The organism is Spirosoma taeanense (assembly GCF_013127955.1).
GTDB lineage: Bacteria > Bacteroidota > Bacteroidia > Cytophagales > Spirosomataceae > Spirosoma > Spirosoma taeanense.
Window position 1 is genome coordinate 5,652,263 of the sequence record NZ_CP053435.1, and the last position, 19,297, is coordinate 5,671,559.

The 19,297-nt window shown below is 52.3% G+C and carries 15 protein-coding genes; 13 read left to right on the forward strand and 2 right to left on the reverse strand.

The annotated features are described in order from the left end of the window. Window positions 1-51: 51 nt before the first annotated feature. The 6 genes from HNV11_RS23485 to HNV11_RS23510 all read left to right on the forward strand — a co-directional run bounded on the left by HNV11_RS23485 (window position 52) and on the right by HNV11_RS23510 (window position 5,905). Window positions 52-546, forward strand: coding sequence for an NUDIX domain-containing protein (locus HNV11_RS23485; protein ID WP_171741980.1), 495 nt, complete (start codon window positions 52-54; stop codon window positions 544-546). 48 nt (window positions 547-594) lie between these two features. Further along, entirely contained in the window at window positions 595-1,005 is a 411-nt protein-coding gene (locus HNV11_RS23490) for a ketosteroid isomerase-related protein (protein ID WP_171741981.1), read from the forward strand. Then, window positions 1,002-1,619 (forward strand): GNAT family N-acetyltransferase, encoded by a 618-nt coding sequence (locus HNV11_RS23495; RefSeq protein ID WP_171741982.1) that lies wholly within the window; start codon window positions 1,002-1,004, stop codon window positions 1,617-1,619. The genes HNV11_RS23490 and HNV11_RS23495 overlap by 4 nt, the downstream gene beginning before the upstream one ends. A gap of 89 nt (window positions 1,620-1,708) precedes the next feature. Beyond that, on the forward strand, window positions 1,709-2,851 hold the full coding sequence (locus HNV11_RS23500; RefSeq protein WP_171741983.1) for a Gfo/Idh/MocA family protein: 1,143 nt from the start codon (window positions 1,709-1,711) through the stop codon (window positions 2,849-2,851). 143 nt (window positions 2,852-2,994) lie between these two features. Further along, entirely contained in the window at window positions 2,995-4,968 is a 1,974-nt protein-coding gene (gene nagB, locus HNV11_RS23505) for a glucosamine-6-phosphate deaminase (RefSeq protein ID WP_171741984.1), read from the forward strand. A 160-nt stretch (window positions 4,969-5,128) separates the two neighbouring features. Then, on the forward strand, window positions 5,129-5,905 hold the full coding sequence (locus tag HNV11_RS23510; protein WP_171741985.1) for a hypothetical protein: 777 nt from the start codon (window positions 5,129-5,131) through the stop codon (window positions 5,903-5,905). Between the two features lie 11 nt (window positions 5,906-5,916). On the opposite strand, the gene HNV11_RS23515 is transcribed toward HNV11_RS23510, so the two are convergent. Beyond that, window positions 5,917-7,392: a M48 family metalloprotease gene (locus tag HNV11_RS23515; protein ID WP_171741986.1), complete on the reverse strand. Its 1,476-nt coding sequence runs from the start codon at window positions 7,390-7,392 to the stop codon at window positions 5,917-5,919. 133 nt (window positions 7,393-7,525) lie between these two features. Between HNV11_RS23515 and HNV11_RS23520 the strand changes: the two genes are divergently transcribed. The 3 genes from HNV11_RS23520 (at window position 7,526) to HNV11_RS23530 (ending at window position 12,027) form a co-directional block, all read left to right on the forward strand. After that, window positions 7,526-8,689: an acyltransferase family protein gene (locus tag HNV11_RS23520; protein WP_171741987.1), complete on the forward strand. Its 1,164-nt coding sequence runs from the start codon at window positions 7,526-7,528 to the stop codon at window positions 8,687-8,689. Further along, window positions 8,686-9,081 (forward strand): hypothetical protein, encoded by a 396-nt coding sequence (locus HNV11_RS23525; protein WP_171741988.1) that lies wholly within the window; start codon window positions 8,686-8,688, stop codon window positions 9,079-9,081. Before HNV11_RS23520 ends, HNV11_RS23525 begins: the two co-directional genes overlap by 4 nt. Window positions 9,082-9,153: 72 nt before the next feature. Next, window positions 9,154-12,027, forward strand: a complete 2,874-nt coding sequence (locus tag HNV11_RS23530) for a M16 family metallopeptidase (protein ID WP_171741989.1) — start codon at window positions 9,154-9,156, stop codon at window positions 12,025-12,027. 70 nt (window positions 12,028-12,097) lie between these two features. On the opposite strand, the gene nadC is transcribed toward HNV11_RS23530, so the two are convergent. Continuing rightward, window positions 12,098-12,931, reverse strand: a complete 834-nt coding sequence (gene nadC, locus HNV11_RS23535) for a carboxylating nicotinate-nucleotide diphosphorylase (protein WP_171741990.1) — start codon at window positions 12,929-12,931, stop codon at window positions 12,098-12,100. A 173-nt stretch (window positions 12,932-13,104) separates the two neighbouring features. On the opposite strand from nadC, the gene HNV11_RS23540 reads away from it, so the two are divergent. From HNV11_RS23540 to HNV11_RS23555, 4 genes are all read left to right on the forward strand, one after another. Further along, on the forward strand, window positions 13,105-13,503 hold the full coding sequence (locus tag HNV11_RS23540) for a hypothetical protein (protein ID WP_171741991.1): 399 nt from the start codon (window positions 13,105-13,107) through the stop codon (window positions 13,501-13,503). 109 nt (window positions 13,504-13,612) lie between these two features. After that, window positions 13,613-16,690: a protein translocase subunit SecDF gene (gene secDF / locus HNV11_RS23545; RefSeq protein ID WP_171741992.1), complete on the forward strand. Its 3,078-nt coding sequence runs from the start codon at window positions 13,613-13,615 to the stop codon at window positions 16,688-16,690. A gap of 158 nt (window positions 16,691-16,848) precedes the next feature. Beyond that, complete coding sequence (locus HNV11_RS23550; RefSeq protein ID WP_171741993.1) at window positions 16,849-18,351, forward strand: APC family permease; 1,503 nt, start codon at window positions 16,849-16,851, stop codon at window positions 18,349-18,351. Window positions 18,352-18,458: 107 nt separating this feature from the next. Continuing rightward, the gene (locus HNV11_RS23555; protein ID WP_171741994.1) at window positions 18,459-19,265 is read left to right on the forward strand and encodes a sulfite exporter TauE/SafE family protein; all 807 of its coding nucleotides are present in this window, start codon (window positions 18,459-18,461) and stop codon (window positions 19,263-19,265) included. Window positions 19,266-19,297: the final 32 nt, after the last annotated feature.

The following is a 19,297-nucleotide window of genomic DNA, read 5'->3' on the forward strand; positions in this document are numbered from 1 at the left end:
GAACCTTACGGCATTAAAACGCATTCTCAGAAGGAATTTAACCAAATCGCCATGCCTCAAATGAATTTCTGCCCGCAGTGCGCCAGTCCGCTAATTAAGGGCGAAGCCAGTGGTCGCGAGCGGCTCATCTGCTCAAAGCCCTGCGGTTATATATACTACGATAATCCGCTACCGGTCGTCGGGGCCATTGTTGAGTATGACAACGATACGGTCGTGCTGACGCAGAATATCGGCTGGCCCGCCGACTGGTTCGGTATCGTCACGGGTTTTCTGGAAAAAGGCGAAGAACCCGCCGATGCTATCCTGCGCGAAATCCGAGAAGAGATTGGTCTGACCGACGTCCGCATCGTTGAATTTCTGGGCATTTACACCTTTTACCAGCGTAACGAAGTCATCTTTACGTATCACGTTCGGGCGTCAGGTACGATCGTGATGGACGAAACCGAGCTTCAGGCCATTAAGGTCGTTCCGGTAAATCAACTAAAACCCTGGCCATTCGGAACGGGCCCAGCCGTGGCCCAATGGCTGAAAAAGCGAGGCTTATAGAAAGTCGGCACATATCTTTGTGACTAATTGATTCTAACCTGATTGAAAATGACCGCGCACGACACTGTTGCCAGCTATTACGACGCCTTTAACCGTAAAGACTGGGCAGCCATGCTCAATTTACTGCATCCGGATGTCCGCCACGACAGTAACCAGGGCGCATCCCGCGTTGGCAAAGACCTGTTCCGCCAGTTTCTACAGCACATGGACGACTGCTATGACGAGACGCTGACCGATATGGTGATTATGACCGAGCCGACGGGTCGACGGGTGGCCTGCGAATTTGTAGTTAACGGCGTTTATAAACAAACCGATGGTGATCTGCCACCGGCTACTGGCCAGACCTATGTTTTACCGGCGGGTTCTTTTCTCGACGTAGCCGACGGCCAGATTACCCGCGTTACAACCTACTATAACCTGCCGCTCTGGGAGTCTCTGGTGTTGGGTAAACAACAATGAACCTGGCAGGAGAAGCATTGCCCTCATTAAGATTCGTTCGGTTGACGGGCTCAGACTTCCGGACTGTGTTCGATGATCTGGCTGCCTTGCGAATCGCCGTGTTTTGCGATTTTCCGTATCTCTACGAGGGAACAGTCGCCTACGAAAAAGAATACCTGGAAACCTATGCCCGGTCTGAGCGGTCGTTTCTATTTGCGGCTTACGACGGTGATCAGATGATCGGCGCAACGACCGCTCTGCCCCTAAGCGACGAAACGGCGGAAGTCCAGCAGCCGTTCCTCGACGCAAATTATGAGCTGAGTGCAATTTTTTACTTTGGTGAAAGTATTCTACTACCCGCCTATCGCGGCTTAGGGCTGGGGCATCGATTCTTTGATGAACGTGAAGCGCATGCGCGCCAGTTTAGCCAGTATACAATCGCCTGCTTCTGCGCGGTGCAACGCCCGGCCGATCACCCGCAGCGGCCCGTCGATTACCAGCCGCTCGACGCTTTCTGGACAAAACGAGGCTATCATTGTGAGCCAGCTTTACAGAGCATCTTTAGCTGGCCCGACCGGGGTGAAACGGTATCAACGCCCAAATCAATGGTTTACTGGATGCGTCGGCTGGTTTAGTTTGCGGGCGGATAATTGGTTTACCACGAGTACATGCCAACATAATCGCTCGATACGCAGTTGTTTTTTCGGATACAACACGTAAACGTATGGAAACAAACGCGTCAGGAGATCGCGAACTGGGTATTGGCGTTATCGGAATGGGGGGCTTTGGGTTGTTCGCCGTTCAGCAATTTGTGCAGACCCCAAACGTCAGGTTGGTGGCCATTGCCGGTTCCAGCCGGGACGAAGCCCATCGAACGGCCAGACGATTTGGAGCGGATATGCTCGGTAGCCTCGAGGAATTGGTCAATCATCCCGAGGTAGACATTGTCTATATTGCCACCCCTCCATTCATGCACTATGAGCAGGCCATGCTGGCTCTGAATGCCGGGAAGCACGTCATCTGCGAGAAACCACTGGCAATGAATCCGGAGCAGGGGCGGGAAATGCTTGAAACAGCCCGGCAGAAGGGCCTGCTGATGGTAACTAACCTGATGCAGCGCTACAACCCGATGTTTGCCCGAATCAAACACCTGATCGATAAAAAGCTACTGGGCGAGTTTCTGCACGGCTATTTTGAGAATTACGCGGGCGACGAAGGGCTTTCGACCGAACACTGGTTCTGGGATCGCAGCAAAAGTGGAGGCATCTTCATTGAACATGGCGTTCACTTCTTCGATATGTTCGCGGGCTGGCTCGGCAATGGTACCGTAAAAGCAGCCCAGGTGGTTAAACGGCCAAACAGCAACGACATCGAAGACCAGGTTCAGGCTACGGTCGAATATGGTGATGATGAAACGGGCCGTAAACTCGTTAATTTCTACCACGGCTTTACGCAGACCGGGCGAATGGACCGTCAGGAAATGCGGCTCCTCTTCGAACGGGGTGACGTTACGCTGTATGAGTGGGTACCAACGCGGCTGGTGTTACGCTGCGTAGCTGACGAAGAAACAACCCGAGAACTGATGACGCTCTTTCCTGGTGCGCAACTGAATGTAACGAGCAATATTAGTGGCAAGGATAGGCCCCTGCGCGGACGGCATAAAGAGTTTGATGCGTATCAGCAGATTGAAATCCGGTTCGGCTTTGAGCAGGAAAAACAACATCTTTATAGTGAGCTGCTCCGGCTCATGTTCCGCGACCAGGTGAGCGGTATACGCTACCCCGAAACCCACCGGATTATTAACGAGCAGAACGGGCTGACTTCCCTGGAAACGGCCGCTGCCGCCGACCGAATGGCCAGACAGTAGGGCGAGTGGCAGAGGTACAGACCGATATTTATAAAATTTTTTAATAAATATCTTTTTCGGACGCTAAACTCGCTGTCTGACTGGTGCAAACTGCCTAGTTTTTTCTGACCTTTGCGCTGTCTTACCATATCTCCGCGCAGCGCATGATTACGGAGCCTCAACTACTCGATAACCCGGACGGGCAAATGCCGGGAGTACCAACCGGTGGTGGTCCGATTCAATCGGCCATTACGTACGAAAAAATTCCAACGCACATCTACGCCGACGCTAAAGATGCGTCGCGGGCTGTGGCACAAGAGATTGCCGATCTGATTCGGCAGAAGCAAAGTGAAGGCAAACCCTGCGTACTGGGTCTGGCCACGGGTTCATCGCCTAAAACCGTTTACGCCGAATTGATCCGGATGCACCGCGAGGAAGGGCTCAGCTTTCAGAACGTTGTCTCGTTCAATCTGGATGAATACTATCCGATGGAGCCTGATTCGTTGCAGAGCTACTGGCGGTTCATGCGGGAGCAGTTATTCGACCACGTAGATATTCCCGAAGGCAATTATCATGTGCCCGACGGTACTATTCGGCCCGAAAAGGTGGCCGAATTTGCCAAACAGTACGAAGCCGAGATTGAAGCCGCTGGTGGGCTGGATTTTCAACTACTGGGTATCGGAGGAAATGGCCATATTGGTTTCAATGAGCCAGGGTCGCTGATTAACTCGCACACCCGGCTGATGATGCTCGACAACTCAACCCGGGCGGCTGCGTCGGCAGATTTTGGTGGTTTGCCCAAAACGCCCCGGAAAGCAATCACCATGGGCGTTGCGAGTATCCTGGGCGCCCGGCGCGTCGTGCTGCTGGCCTGGGGTGAACGGAAAGCACTAGTTATCCGGGGTGCCGTAGAAGGCGTCGTAACGGAACTAAATCCAGCTTCGTACCTGCAAACGCACCCGAACGCTCTGTTCGTGATTGACGAAGCGGCTGCCTCGGAGCTGACCCGCATGAAGACGCCCTGGCTGGTGGATTCGGTGGTGTGGGACAACCGCATGAAGAAAAAGGCCGTTACGCACCTGTCACTAACGCTCAGTAAGCCGATTCTGAAGCTGACCGACCGCGACTACAATGACAACGGGATGAGCGACCTGCTGGCGCAATACGGGCAGGCTTACGATATCAACATTGACATTTTCAACCAACTGCAACATACCATTACAGGCTGGCCGGGTGGTAAACCCAATGCCGATGATACTAATCGGCCCGAGCGGGCGCTCCCTGCTCAGAAACGTTGCCTGATCTTCAGCCCGCACCCCGACGACGATATTATCTCAATGGGCGGAACCTTCCAGCGACTGCGCGATCAGGGCCACGAAGTACACGTTGGGTATCAAACTTCTGGTAATATCGCTGTGGCTGATGATGAAGCTCTGCGGTTTGCTGATTACGTCGTAGACTTCAATACCAAATTTGGCATCAATAGCCCCGAAGCTACCCGCATTTTCCAGGACGCGGCTGCGTCACTGCGCGATAAGCGGGATAGCGAGAAAGACACGGCTGAAGTACGGTACGTAAAAGGCCTGATCCGGATGGGCGAAGCCAAGTCTACGTGCCGGTTCGTAGGAATTCCGGTCGAAAACGCGCACTTCCTGAATATGCCGTTCTATGAAACGGGAGCCGTGGCCAAAAAGCCGCTTAGCGAAGAAGATATCAGGATTACGATGGAGCTGATTGAAGAAGTCAAGCCCCACCAAATCTATGCCGCCGGCGACCTGGCCGACCCACACGGTACGCACAAAGTATGTCTGGACGCTGTGCTGGAAGCAGTTCGTCGCCTGAAGCATAAAAACTTCATGAAAGACTGCTGGGTATGGCTCTACCGGGGCGCCTGGGCTGAATGGGATATTCACGAGATTGAAATGGCCGTGCCGATGTCGCCGGACCAGGTCATGCGGAAACGGCTCGGGATTTTCAAACACCAGTCGCAGAAAGACGGCGTCGTGTATCAGGGCACCGACTCGCGGGAGTTCTGGCAGCGGGCCGAAGAACGTAACCGGGGCACCGCCGAACTTTACAACCGGCTCGGTCTGGCCGAGTACGAAGCGATGGAGGCCTTTGTTCGCTGGCGCTTCTAAATAGCCCTTATTAAAACAAAAAGCCGTTTCTGACCAGAAACGGCTTTTTGTTTTAATAAAATTTCATCTAATCATTTACTATAATACAAAAAATGGATAACATTGCGTCGTTATATGATAGTTGTATTATAGCGTAAGAAGACTTTATCAACTTAACACCATGACAAGGCAAAATAAACAGCGAACGGCTCGGCTCTTTGCCTTGCATGAGTTCGTCCGGGAGCATTTTACAAAATCGGACTGGTTCAAAATCGCCTACCTGACCGACTGCGTTGAACTGGTCGAAGATCACCCAAGGCTGCTGCGCAGTCTGGATTTTCGCGACGACGATTACGATGGCAATAGCCTACAGGTGCTGTCGAAAATGATCAATGAGAGCAACAGCAATCTGTATGAGCTGGAACGATACGTCGAATTACGAAAAGCAGCCATCAAGCGGCCGGTGTCGTTAGTGCCTGAGTTTATCTCGACTGTACAGCCGCGGCAGCCCGAGCGCGTGCTTACGTTCGCGCCTGAGGTGTTCCGAATTCCCGATAAACCCGTTGAAGCCAACGTCCTCTCAGTCATGATGCCATTTGAGAGCAAATTCTCGGGTACATATGCCGCCATTCGGAACGTCTGCAGCCGCTTAGGAATTGACTGCAAACGCGCCGACGACATTTGGGACAATAGCATTCTGATTCAGGATGTCTTTGAGCTAATCTTCACCTCAAAAGCCGTCATTACCGATTTTACCGACCGGAATCCGAATGTGTTTTATGAAACGGGCGTCGCTCATACGCTGGGCAAGCTCGTCATTCCCATTACGCAGTCGGTAAGCGATATCCCGTTCGATCTACGTCACCATCGGGCGTTAACGTACCTGCCTAATAGCGAGGGACTCGCCAAGCTGGAAACAGGCCTGGAGAAAAAACTGACCAAGGTATTTGAGGCTTAGTGAAAATTACTCTACCGGCCGACTACCTTGATCAAGCTGCCCCGCGTAACGCGGTCGTCTTTTTTCATACTGTTCAGCACGCCCAGTTCTTCCACGCGGCTGGCGGGCATGCCCATTGCAACCATGACCTCACTGAACGTACCGTCGCGGGGAGCGGTCTTTACCTGCACGCGTTCGGGTTTGCGATTCAGTTTTTCCGAGTCGGTCAGCGCGCGGAAACCCGACGCTACCCGCTGAAATACGGGGAACTGACTATTGAAATTAGAGGCTGCTGATAAGCCGTGCAGCGCGTAGATGGCGTTGTTGTATTGAATTAGATGCGTGCCAATTTGCACCGTATTCTGAGCCGTTTGCTGCTGTTGAGGCTGCCCCTGTTCCTGCTGCTGTTGCTGCTGCGAAATAATGACGAGAGCCGGATTACCGTTGATGGTTGTTTTGGCGCTTTCCAGCACATTCAGGCTCAGCTCTTTAACCATCGTCTGAGCTGCTTCGTCTAAGGAATTACCTTTGGCCAGCATCAACACCATACCCGACTTACCATCTTTAGGAGCCATCTGAAACTGGGTCGGCGAATTCTGATGCTGCCAGCCATTAGGAACCGGAAACTGGAACCGGAGTTCAGGGTGGTAAAACATATTGTTTTCCACAAAGCCCTGCCGGGGATCTTCACCGTAAAGAATCCCATCGATCATGCGCAGGAACGACTCCCGATCGACCTCATACTTACCGGGATTTTTAGCCTGATAGTCTTTTGCCAGCTCATGCACCCGATTGTACCGTCCGCCCGGGTCGGGGTGAGTTGATAAAAAGGTTGGAATGGCCTGTCCGGCATTATCGGAAATCCGTTTGATGGTTGCAAAGAAATTTGCCATCTGGTGCGCGTCGTAACCAATCTTGCTCGAATACTCAACACCGATTTTATCGGACTCCGATTCGTGATCGCGGCTGTAGCTTAACAGGGCCAGTTGCAGGGCCTGCTGAGCCTGGTCGAGGTTCTGACCAATGACCCGGGGAGCCAGAATAGCCCCGCCAATCAGGGCTACGGTGCCGAATAACTGACTAGTTTGCTGCCGGGCCGAATGGCGGGCGGTAATATGGCCAATTTCGTGGCCCAGCACGCCGGCAAACTCGGCTTCGTTATTGAAGTGAGCCATTATGCCCCGCGTAAAATAAACGTAACCACCCGGCACGGCGAAGGCGTTGACAACGGGCGAATCCACGATGTAAAACTGGTAAGGCAGATCGGGCCGGTGCGAGATGCGGGCCATAGCCTTTCCCTTTTCGTTAATAAAATTTTCTAAATTTTTATCCTGATACAGGCCCATCGTCGCCACGACGGCAGGATGCGACTGCTGCCCCAGAGCAACTTCCTGTTCTTTCGACATCAGGATTACCTCGCGCTTACCCGTGACTGGATTGCGCGAACAGGCCGATACGGTCACGACCGCCAGCAGAAATAAGCGGTAGAATGGAGTAGGGATATTCATAGTTATTGTAGTGAGATGAGTTGAGCAACTATATAAACAACAACCTGGCGATGTTTTGTTTGAACGGCTCCGATAGCTTCTTGGTTTTGCCCGTTTTTGGGGTAAACTTTCGGCTACTCTCAACACATGTATCATGCAAACCAGCTTCGTTTCTACCAGAACTTCCGCCCTTGAATCGCCTGGTTCTGGACGGCTGCTGTCGCTCGACGCTTTTCGCGGAATAACCGTAGCCGCCATGATTCTGGTCAACAACCCCGGCGACTGGAGCCATATTTACGCGCCACTGGAGCACGCAGCCTGGAGCGGCTGGACACCCACCGATCTGATTTTTCCGTTTTTTCTGTTCATTGTCGGCGTATCCATTACGTTTGCAATGAGGTTGCGTCGACTGGGAGAGCCCGGCGGATGGACACTGGTTAAGAAAATCGCAAAGCGCAGTCTGACGCTGTTTCTGCTGGGCCTGTTTCTGAATTTTTTCCCCCGATTTGACCTTTCGACGGTACGGATTCCGGGCGTATTACAGCGGATTGCTTTAGTCTATCTGGCCTGTTCGCTGATCTTCCTGAAAACTACTCCGCGCCAACAACTGTATCTTTTAGGCGGGCTGTTGCTGACTTATTGGCTGCTAATGACGCAGGTTCCGGTACCGGGGATTGGGTATGCGAACCTGGAGCCCGAAACAAACCTGGCCGCCTGGCTGGATCGTACTCTGCTGACACCGGCTCATGTTTACAAACCGGCCAGGGTCTGGGACCCGGAAGGCATTCTTAGTACGTTGCCTGCTATTGGAACGGGTTTGCTGGGCCTGCTGGTAGGCACATGGCTGCGCTCTGAGCGCCCGGCTGCAGAGAAGGTTGCGGGGCTCTTTGCGGCCGGATGTTTGCTAACGCTGGCTGGTCTGATCTGGGATGGATTCTTCCCAATCAACAAAGCGCTCTGGACAAGTTCGTATGTTCTTCTGGCGGGTGGACTCGCCATACTTAGCCTGGCGCTCTGTTATTGGTTTATTGACGTAAAGCGATTTCGGACAGGTGTGTTGCCGTTTGTAGCGTTTGGAGTCAATGCCATTACGGTATTCTTTCTATCCGGCCTGATCCCGCGGATGATGAGCCTGATTAAAGTCGATAGCGCGTATGGCACCACTCTTAATTTGAAGGATTATCTGTATCAAACCTTCATTGCGCCCCCGTTTACCGATCCGCGTAACGCATCGCTGGCCGGTGCGCTGACCTTTGTGCTGATCTGGTTTGGTATCCTGTGGATTATGTATCGTCGGCAAATCATCATTAAGGTGTGAGTAAACACACGGACGATCTGAAAGCCCAGATTGAGCATGTGCTGCGCTGGGAGTCGTCTTTTCACTGGCGAAAGCGGGACTTTACCCTGCTAAGCGAGCAGATCTGGCGGCATACGCAGGAGCGGGTTCCGACCGACGAATTGCAGGCGTTTTGGCAGTCGTCAACGATTCCACCGTCAGCCTCGCTGGATAGTCTGGCTCGCTTTGTTGATTACCTGGACTGGGCGGACTTCTGCCAACGTAATCGTTACGGAGCAGTTGAGGCCGATGATGAAACCCGACTGATGCACGGGCGGGTCTGGGAAATTCCTATGCGGTGGGTAATTGTTATCTGCTGGCTATCCGTTGTGGCGTCAATTCTTGTCGGGGTGTTGCTGCTTTGGAAGCGGTAAACGTTTCGCCCTGGCGCCGTGTTATGGTGCTGTAATCTATTGACAGAACCCTAATTCAATCCGAACGACCGAATGGTACGTTTTCCGCTCTTGCTCAGTGTGCTGCTCAGTACGTCTATGGTGCTGGCGCAACCGACTGTTAAAAATCAATCGAAAAAAGCTTCACCCCGGCCCTCGGCTTCACCGGCTGGAGCCGTAAATCTGAACAGTCCCATTCCGCTCGATCCGGCCGTGAAGGTTGGTAAGCTGCCTAACGGGCTGACGTACTACATCCGGAAAAACAGCGAACCGAAAAATCGGGCCGAACTGCGGCTGGTTATCCGGGCCGGGTCGGTACTGGAAACCGACGATCAGCAGGGGCTGGCGCACTTCATGGAACACATGGAATTCAATGGCACAAAAAATTACCCTAAAAACGAACTGGTCAACTTCCTGCAATCGTCCGGTGTGCGGTTCGGCGCCGATCTGAACGCCTATACGGGTTTTGAAGAAACGGTATACCAGCTGCCCGTTCCGACCGATTCGGCCAACGTGTTCCGGCAGGCTTTCCAGATTCTGGAAGACTGGGCGCATAACGCAACCCTTGACCCGGCCGAAATCGAAAAGGAGCGGGGTGTGGTGCTGGAAGAACGTCGGCTGGGGCGCGGGGCTGGCCAGCGGATGCGCGACCAATATTTCCCTGTCCTGCTGAACAACTCGCGTTACGCCAGCCGGCTGCCTATCGGTACGGAGCAGGTGCTGACAACCTTCAAACCCGAAACCCTGCGGCAATTTTATAACGACTGGTACCGCCCGGACCTGATGGCCGTAATTGCTGTGGGGGACTTCAATCCAGGCGAAGTTGAAACGATTATCCGGGAGAAATTTGGTCGCCTTACGATGCCGAAAAACCCGAAGCCACGCACCGAATACTCTATTCCGGCGCATAAAGACACCAAAGTGGTTATCGTAACCGACCCGGAGCAGCCTAACACGGTCGTGCAGGTGATTTATAAACGCCCCGAAATCAAAGAAAAAACGCTGAACGATTTGCGGGAGAGCATCAAGCGCGGCTTGTTTAACACGATGCTGGGCAACCGGATTCAGGAGTTGACCCAGCAGGCCAATCCACCGTTTCTGGGCGGCTACAGCAGTTATAGCGATTTTATCGGTAACCTCGACGCTTTTACGTCTATCGCTGTAGCGAAGGAAGGTAACGTAGAGCGGGCCATTCGGGCGGTACTGGATGAGAATGCGCGGGTGAAACAGTTTGGCTTCACCGAGACCGAGCTGGCTCGTGCCAAACAGGAGTTCTTTACGGGCGTCGAACAAGCGTATAACGAACGAGACAAAACCCGCTCGGCCAACTTTGTGAACGAGTACGTTCAGAACTTTACGGATAAAGAGCCCTACACCAGCATTGAGTTTTATTATAACTTTCTAAAAAAGGAGCAGGCCGGGATCAAACTGGCGGAGGTAAATGCCCTGGTTGATCAGTTTATTCACAACGACAATCGGGCTGTAATTATCATGGCGCCTGAGAAGGACAAAGCTAAACTACCGACGGTTGAGCAGGTCATTAGTTTTGTGGATAACGCTGGTAAGGACCTTACGGCCTACGAGGATAAAACGCTGGACGCACCTTTAGTACCGACTCCGCCTACGCCCTCGCCCGTGGCCAACGAACGCGAAATCAAGGAAATCGGCGTAACCGAGTGGACGCTCCGCAACGGCGTTCGGGTGATTCTGAAGCCAACCAATTTTAAAAATGATCAGATTCTGTTCGGGGCTACCAGCCAGGGCGGTACCTCGCTCTATGATCTGAAGGACTTTCAATCGGCGCGGTTTTCATCGACGCTGATGTCATTGGGCGGTACGGGAGCTTACAACCAGATTCAGTTGGGGAAATTCCTGTCGGGCAAACAAGTGAACGTTTATCCGTACGTCGGTGAACTGAGTGAGGGAGTTAACGGCAGCACAACACCCAGAGATCTGGAAACGGCCATGCAACTCCTGTATAGCTACTTTACCCAGCCGCGTAAAGATGCCGACGTGGTGGCCGGGTTTCTGTCGAACCAGCGTAGCGCGTTGCAGAACCAGATCAACACTCCCACGCCCCAGCGGGTCTTTCAGGATACGGTGGCGGTAACACTCGGCAACAATAACCCGCGTCGGCAGCCCCTGAAACCGGCTGATTTGGACAAGATCGATCTCGACCGGGCACTGGCTATCTATAAAGAGCGCTTTGCCAATGCCAGTGACTTTACATTCTTCTTCGTTGGTAACTTCAAAGAAGAGCAGTTGAAGTCTTTAGTGGAAAAGTATCTGGGCGGTTTGCCGACAACCGGCAAGACCGAAAAATTCAACGATCTTGGTATTCGAACGCCCACCGGGCAGATTAGCAAGACCGTTTATCGGGGGCTTGACCCTAAGGCGACGGTGCAGTTGGTATTTAGTGGCGATATGACGTGGTCGCCCGAAGCCACAACGCAGATTGACGCGCTGGCCGAGGTGCTGGAGATAAAGCTGATCGAGAAACTGCGCGAAGAAGAAAGTGGAGTTTACGGCGTCAGTGTTAATGGTTCGTATAGCAAGTATCCGGTGCCGCGCTATACGTTTCGGATTGGCTTTGGCTGCGCACCCGAGAACGTGGAGAAACTCATCGCCAAAACGCAGGAGCTGATCAACGATCTGAAACAAAAAGGAGCTGCGCCAGCCGACATTGCCAAGTTTAAAGCCGAAACCCGCCGTGAAACCGAGCTACAGCTTAAGGATAACCAGTTCTGGCTGGGTTATCTGCAAAGTCAGTATTATAACGGCGACAACCCAACCGAAATTTTGCGCGAGGATGAACTGTTAAAACAGGTGACTGTAGAGAGTACCCAGTCAGCCGCCAACAAGTACTTCGGAAATAACTTCATCCGGCTCGTGCTAATGCCGGAAAAGAAAGCCGAATCAGGCAAGTAGTATAACGTAAAAGTAACGGAAGCCAGGCCATTAGGTCTGGCTTCCGTTGTTCAACAGGAGCAATAATCTATCAGTACGCTTTAAGGCTCAGGTCCAGGCTTTTGATCTGATGCGTCAGCGCGCCTGATGAAATGTAATCCACACCTGTTTCGGCATAAGCCCTCAAGTTTGTTTCATCAATTCCGCCCGAGGCCTCGGTGATGAACCGCCCGTTAATCAGCCGCACCATTTCGCGGATGCCATCGGGCGAAAAGTTATCTAACAGAATAACGTCAACCTGACCTACGCGCAGTACTTCTTCGACTTCGGCCCGGTTACGGGTTTCAACCTCGATACGTAGCGATCGACCCGTTTCGCGCAGGTACGTAACAGCTTTCGTAATGGCGGCTTCAATACCCCCGGCATAATCGACGTGGTTATCCTTGATCAGAATCATATCGTACAGGCCGAATCGGTGATTGATGGCACCCCCAATTCTGGTTGCCATTTTCTCGCATATCCGGAAGTTGGGCGTGGTTTTGCGGGTATCCAATAGCTTAGCCCGCGTGCCCTCAAGCAGATGAACCAGTTCGCGGGTATGAGTAGCGATACCGCTCATACGCTGCATACAGTTCAAAACCAATCGCTCAGCCGTCAGGATGTTACGGGCATTACCGCTAACGGTCAGTACGACATCACCAGGTTTGATACGGGCTCCATCCTGGAGCTGCACGTTTACGTTGAGCGCTGGGTCAACTTCGGCGAAAACAGCCTGCGCTACTTCCACACCCGCCAGAATACCGGCTTCTTTCACCAGTAGCCGGGCCTGTTTTCGGGCATCAGCCGGAATAGTAGACAGAGAAGTATGGTCGCCATCACCGACGTCTTCGGCCAGGGCTAACCGGATAAATTCGTGTAAGTTCATAAGTGCAAGGTAACGGATTATTTTCTGGCGAGATTAGTGGGTAAACCTGATTTACAGGCACGAGTTATCAGGAATGCTGACCATTAAAAATTTGGTTAATCCGGTAATCATTGCCGAAACAACTTGCAAAACTCCTGAAATGGGGCGAAATTTGTTTCCCGCTTAGGAAAAATATGAAGCAACCGCGTGTCATACAACGTCTTTCGAGTCTGCTGCTGGCATCCCTACTGCTGTTTACAGCCGTCTGGGGACAGGGTGGGCTGGCTCAACAGGCGTCATTGACTAAAAAAGCGGTTCGGGCCGATGTTACGGCCGAGCATAGCAAATCGGGTAAATCAACCGACTCCCATTCGGACGATGCCCAACTGAGCGCGGCCCAGTTTGAAGCGGTCGTTACGCCTGTCGTTACACTCGACGGAGGAACCCAGACGGCCTTTCTGCTCCCCGCCCCGACGCTCGTAATCCTGTTGCTGATCAGCACTCCGCTCCATCGGCATTTTACCCTTCCGCATTATTTCTTTTCGTACTTCCGGCATGTTTTCGGGCATGTCATCGCACCTAATGCGCCCTGATCACGCGCAGCCGGGCTGGTAATCCTGCCAGCTGGCGACACTGTCATTTCTTTCATCTCATTTTCTCAATTTATAATCCGGCCGGACAGCGCGTCCTGGCTATATCCTAATGCAAAACCGAACAGGGATTCTCATTCTGACGGGGGTACTTACAGTTATCTGTATTTATTTCCTGTCGTTCACGTTCGTCTCGCGCAGCATCAAGGCTGATGCAGAGGCTTACGCTACAAACAAGCAGGGGCAGGTTGACCCTGCTAAAAAGCAACATTACCTCGACTCGCTCTGGAAGGAACCGGTCTTTTTGGGGAGCACTCTCCAGGAAGTAAGCGAGCGCGAGTTAGGCTTAGGTCTTGATCTGCAGGGTGGTATGCACGTTGTATTGGAGGTCTCTCCCGCCGATATTCTGCGGGGTCTGTCGGGCAATAACCGCGACCCCAAGTTTAATCAGGCGCTGAAACAGGCGGCCGAAGATAAGAAAACAAGCAACACCAACTTCGTTGACCTGTTTGCCGACAATTTCAAAAAGCTGGCACCCGATACTAAACTGGCGAGCATATTCGCGACCAGCGCTAACCGCAGCAAAATCAATTTCCAGTCAACGGATACCGAAGTCCGGAAGATGCTGAACTCGGAAGTTGAAGGCGCTATTACGCGCGCTTACCAGATCATTCAGGCTCGCGTCGACAAATTCGGGGTAGCTAACCCAAACATTCAGCGTCTGCCGGGTTCGGGCCGTATTCAGATCGAACTGCCGGGCGTTGAAAACCCCGAGCGGGTACGTCGTCTGCTGACGGGTGCTGCTAAACTTGAGTTCACCGAAGTATATCGCCTGAACGAACTGGCCCCGGCCATCGAGGGCATGGGGGCTTACCTGCTTAGTCAGGAAGCTGCCCGCAAAGCCGCGCTGAAAACCACTACGACCGCTCCTGCTACGGGTTCGGCTACGAAAGGCAACAGCCTGGAATCGCAACTGGCGCAGGGCGCTAAGAAAGATTCAACTTCAGGTAATGACACAACCGCTGCCAGCGCCCAGGGTACAGCGCTGACTCAACTGTTTTTGCCACTGGGTCAGGATCAACTGGGTGTGTATTTGAAAGACACGGCTCGTGCAAACGACGTATTGAGCGCACCGGAAGTACGGAGCCTGTTCCCGGCTGATGCGGTATTCGCCTGGGATCGCAAGACGTTTAAAGCAACGGATGGCAAAGAAATTCTGCCACTTTATTTCCTGAAGAAACCCGGTGGTCGTGCCCCCCTCGAAGGCGAAGTAATCACGGATGCATCTAACGATTACGATGATCGCGGACGGCCGGAGGTAACGATGAACATGAACGCCGAAGGGGCCCGTAAGTGGAAGAACCTGACGGCTGCCAACGTTGGTCGCCCGGTGGCCATCCTGCTCGACAACCTGGTGTATACCGCGCCGAACGTACAGAATGAAATTCCGAACGGTCGTTCGAGCATCTCGGGCAACTTCACCGTCGAAGAGACGAAAGACATGGCCAACGTGCTGAAAGCCGGTAAGCTGCCTGCGCCGACCAATATCGTGGAGGAGAGCGTTGTTGGTGCAACCCTGGGTTCGGAAGCCGTCAGTGCGGGCGTTCTGTCGTCGGTGATTGGTATTCTGCTGGTTCTGGCGTTTGTGGTATTCTACTACAATCGCGCGGGTCTGATTGCTGACCTGGCCCTGTTCGTCAACCTGTTCTTTCTGCTGGGCGTAATGGCCTCGCTGGGCGCGGTGCTGACCATGCCGGGTATTGCCGGTATCGTTCTGTCGATCGGTATGGCCGTTGACGCGAACGTACTGATCTTCGAACGGATCAAAGAGGAACTGGCTTTAGGTAAAGGCTTTAAACAGGCCGTAACAGATGGCTTCAAGAACGCGCTTTCGTCGATCATCGACTCGAACGTAACGACCTTCCTGACTGGTATCGTTCTGTTTATGTTCGGTACGGGTCTGATTCTGGGCTTTGCTACGACGCTGATCATCGGTATTCTGACGTCGTTGTTCGCGGCCATCTTCATTACCCGTCTGCTGCTGGAATATTATATCCGGAATGGAAAGACGCTAACCTTCTCGTCGTCGTGGGCGAAAAACCTGTTCGCTGATTCGAATTTCGATTTTGTCTCCCGCCGGAAGCTGTACTATACGGTGTCGTCGGTTATTATCGCGGCCGGTATCATCTCGGTTATTTTCAAGGGATTTGGACTGGGCGTTGACTTCAAAGGAGGTCGCTCGTACGTCGTGCGTTTCGAGAAGTCGGTTAGCACGGAGGAGGTTCGGAACTCACTGGAGAACGTATTGGGCTCTTCACCGGAAGTAAAAACCTACGGTGGAACAGGTATTGGCGCTAACCAGGTGAAAATTACGACGCCCTTTCTAATTGACGATAACTCGCAGGGGGCTGATAAACGTGCTGAAGCGGCTATCTACAAAGGACTGTCGAATCTGCAGGGCAATCCGGCCCGAATCGAAAGTTCGCAGAAGGTGGGGCCAACCATCGCTTACGATATTCTGACGTCGGCGTTGTGGTCAATCCTGCTGGCGGTAGCCGTCGTGTTTGTGTATATTCTGATTCGGTTTAAGCGGCTGGCATTCGGCTACGGTGCAGTTGTGGCTATGTTCCACGACGTTCTGATCATCCTGGCTATTTTCTCTATCTTCAACGGTTTGCTGCCCTTCTCGCTGGACGTTGACCAGGCGTTTGTGGGAGCTCTGCTCACGATTATGGGTTACTCCATGAACGATACGGTCGTGGTCTTTGACCGGGTACGTGAGTACCTGAACGAGAACCGCGGCAAGAAAGAGACCATTCCAACGATCATTAACAACGCGCTGAACAGTACGCTGAGCCGCACGGCCGTGACCGGTTTCTCGACGATTCTGGTTCTGTTAGTGCTGTTTATCTTCGGGGGCGAAACTATCCGGGGCTTTTCGTTCGCTATGCTGATCGGGGTTATCGTCGGTACGTACTCGTCTTTATTCGTGGCTACGCCAATTGTGGTTGACTCGTTGAGCCGCGATCAGGAGAAAGACGATACGCCCGCCGGACCGGTTGAAAAGAAAACCGGGTTCGACGCTGTACCGACTGATTTTACCAGCGCAGCGCCAGCCACACCAGAAGAGTTTACGGCCAAGAAAGAAAAGAAGCCAAAGACTCCATTAATCCGGCCATCGCAGTCATAAACGAAAGACGCTAAAAGAGTGAAAGAGTGAAAGAGGCCTGTAAGGCATTCACTCTTTCACTCTTTTCATCATCCGGTCGTTATAATTCGTATCTTTCAAGGTAATTTGCCTAAGATTATTTTTCCGAAGGACTCTATCACCAAACTGTATTTTCCTGCATGGAAACAACACGAAAACCTGTCGATACCAGTGTAATGCGTAAAAAGCCATTATCGGCTTATGCGGCAGACGTACAAAAAAGTGAACTGAAACGTGTTCTGACGCGCTGGGGCCTAACCTCACTGGGTATTGGAGCCGTTATCGGCGGGGGTATTTTTGTACTTACGGGTATTGCCGCCAACGAATGGGCGGGGCCAGCCTTAGCCCTGGCCTTTGTAATTGCCGGTATTGCCTGCACATTCGCGGCCTTGTGTTATGCCGAATTCGCTTCAATTCTTCCGGTTGAAGGCTCTGCGTACGCTTATTCCTATGGTACAGTGGGTGAGTTATTTGCCTGGCTGATTGGCTGGAACCTCATTCTGGAATACATGATGGGGGCCACGACAGTAGCCGTAAGCTGGTCGGGCTACTTCGAAAAGTTTCTGCACCTGTTCCATATTGAACCACCGCTCTGGTTGATGAACGATCCGGTAACTGCACAGGAAAAAGCAGAAGCATTACGAGCCGCCGGACAAACGATACCTGATTTTACGTTTGCCATCAACCTGCCCGCTCTACTCATCGTATGGGTCGTAACGTATATCCTGGTGAAAGGCATTAAGGAAGCAGCCAGCACCAATAATCTGATTGTAATCGTTAAAGTAGCAACGGTTATTTTCGTGGTTATCGCCGGCTCTTTTTATATTGATGTGGCTAACTGGACACCGTTCATTCCTGCTCCGGTCGTTGACAACACGGGTCAAACCCACTTCGGGTTCGACGGTATCGTGACAGCCGCTGGTATCGTTTTCTTTGCTTATATTGGCTTTGATGCCGTATCGACTCAGGCCGGCGAAGCGATCAACCCAAAGAAAGACGTTCCCTTCGCCATCATTGCGTCGCTGGTGATCTGCACCGTGCTTTACATTCTGGTTTCGCTTGTACTGACGGGTATGGTGCCTTACAACAAACTGGATCTGAAAGCGCCCGTAGCCCAGGCTTTCTCGGATGTTGGACTCACCTGGTCGGTCTATCTAATTACCATTGCTGCCATTGCCGGATTAACGTCGGTTATGCTGGTGATGATGCTTGGTCAGACCCGGATATTCCTGGGAATGGCTAAAGACGGACTGCTACCGCGAAATTTATTCGCGTCGATTCATCCAAAGTTCAAAACGCCCTGGAAGAGTACCATTTTTGTCGGCGCAACTGTTTCTATTGTAGCCGCCGTTACGCCTATCGATAAGGTTTCGCAGTTAACCAGCTCAGGAACGCTTTTTGCCTTTGCCATGATTTGCGGAGCCGTATGGCTGCTACGTGTGCGGGAGCCTAACTTGGAGCGACCCTATCGTACGCCTGCTCTGCCGCTGATTGCAACCCTGGGTATTTTGGCGAACCTTTATCTGATGTGGAATCTGCGTACAGATACTAAGATTACGTTCCTGGTCTGGGGCATTATAGGTTTGGTTGTTTACTTTACCTATAGCCGGAAAAACAGTAACCTCAACAAACTGGAGCCGTAAGGTTTTCTGTAGTGTCAAGTTCAACAGATACCCCCGGCAGGCCTGCCGGGGGTATCTTGTTTTTACACCAGTGAACATATAGGGAGGTTCCCGTAGTTTTGTCTTGTATGAGTACAGAGGAATTATTTGGGTATGCGTCAGCCATTGTAGTTGGTTTGGTAATTGGGCTGGCCGGTGGGGGAGGTTCCATTCTGACGGTTCCCATTTTTGTTTATGTATTCGGCATTCCTACGGTGTTGGCGACAACGTATTCTTTGTTTGTCGTTGGCGTAACCTCACTAGTCGGTTCTATCAATCATCTATATCGTAAACGCGTTGATTTACGCGTCACGCTGGCATTTGCGCTCCCGTCGTTTATATCAGTATATCTGAGTCGGCGGTTTCTGGTTCCTGCGCTACCCGATCCTCTGTTCCAGTTTGAGCAGTTTGTGCTGCCGAAAAGCAACGCCATTCTTTACTTCTTTGCCATTGTTATGATTCTGGCTGCCCGTGCTATGATTCGCAGCGATGAGCCGGAGCGGGGCGAAGCAGCTGATGGACAACCGCGCTACGGTACCCTTGCTCTGGATGGGCTTGCTGTTGGCTTACTGACGGGGACAATTGGAGCGGGAGGAGGCTTTTTGATTGTGCCAATGCTAGTTCTACTGGCTGGCCTGCCCATTCATCGGGCTGTGGCTACATCAGTACTCATTATTGCTGCTAACTCGTTCGTCGGGTTTCTTGGGGATGTTCAACACACTACCTTGAACTGGAGATTTATCCTGCCGTTTACAGGCTTATCGATTGTGGGCATATTCCTGGGTATCTATCTGGCCCGGTTTGTGGCTCCCGACCGGCTGAAACAGGGATTTGGCTGGTTTGTGTTAGTGGTTGCATCCTATATGATTATAAGAGAGCTATCCCAGGCGCTCTGAGCAGTTTGTTAGAGAACTCGCCTACATAAGAA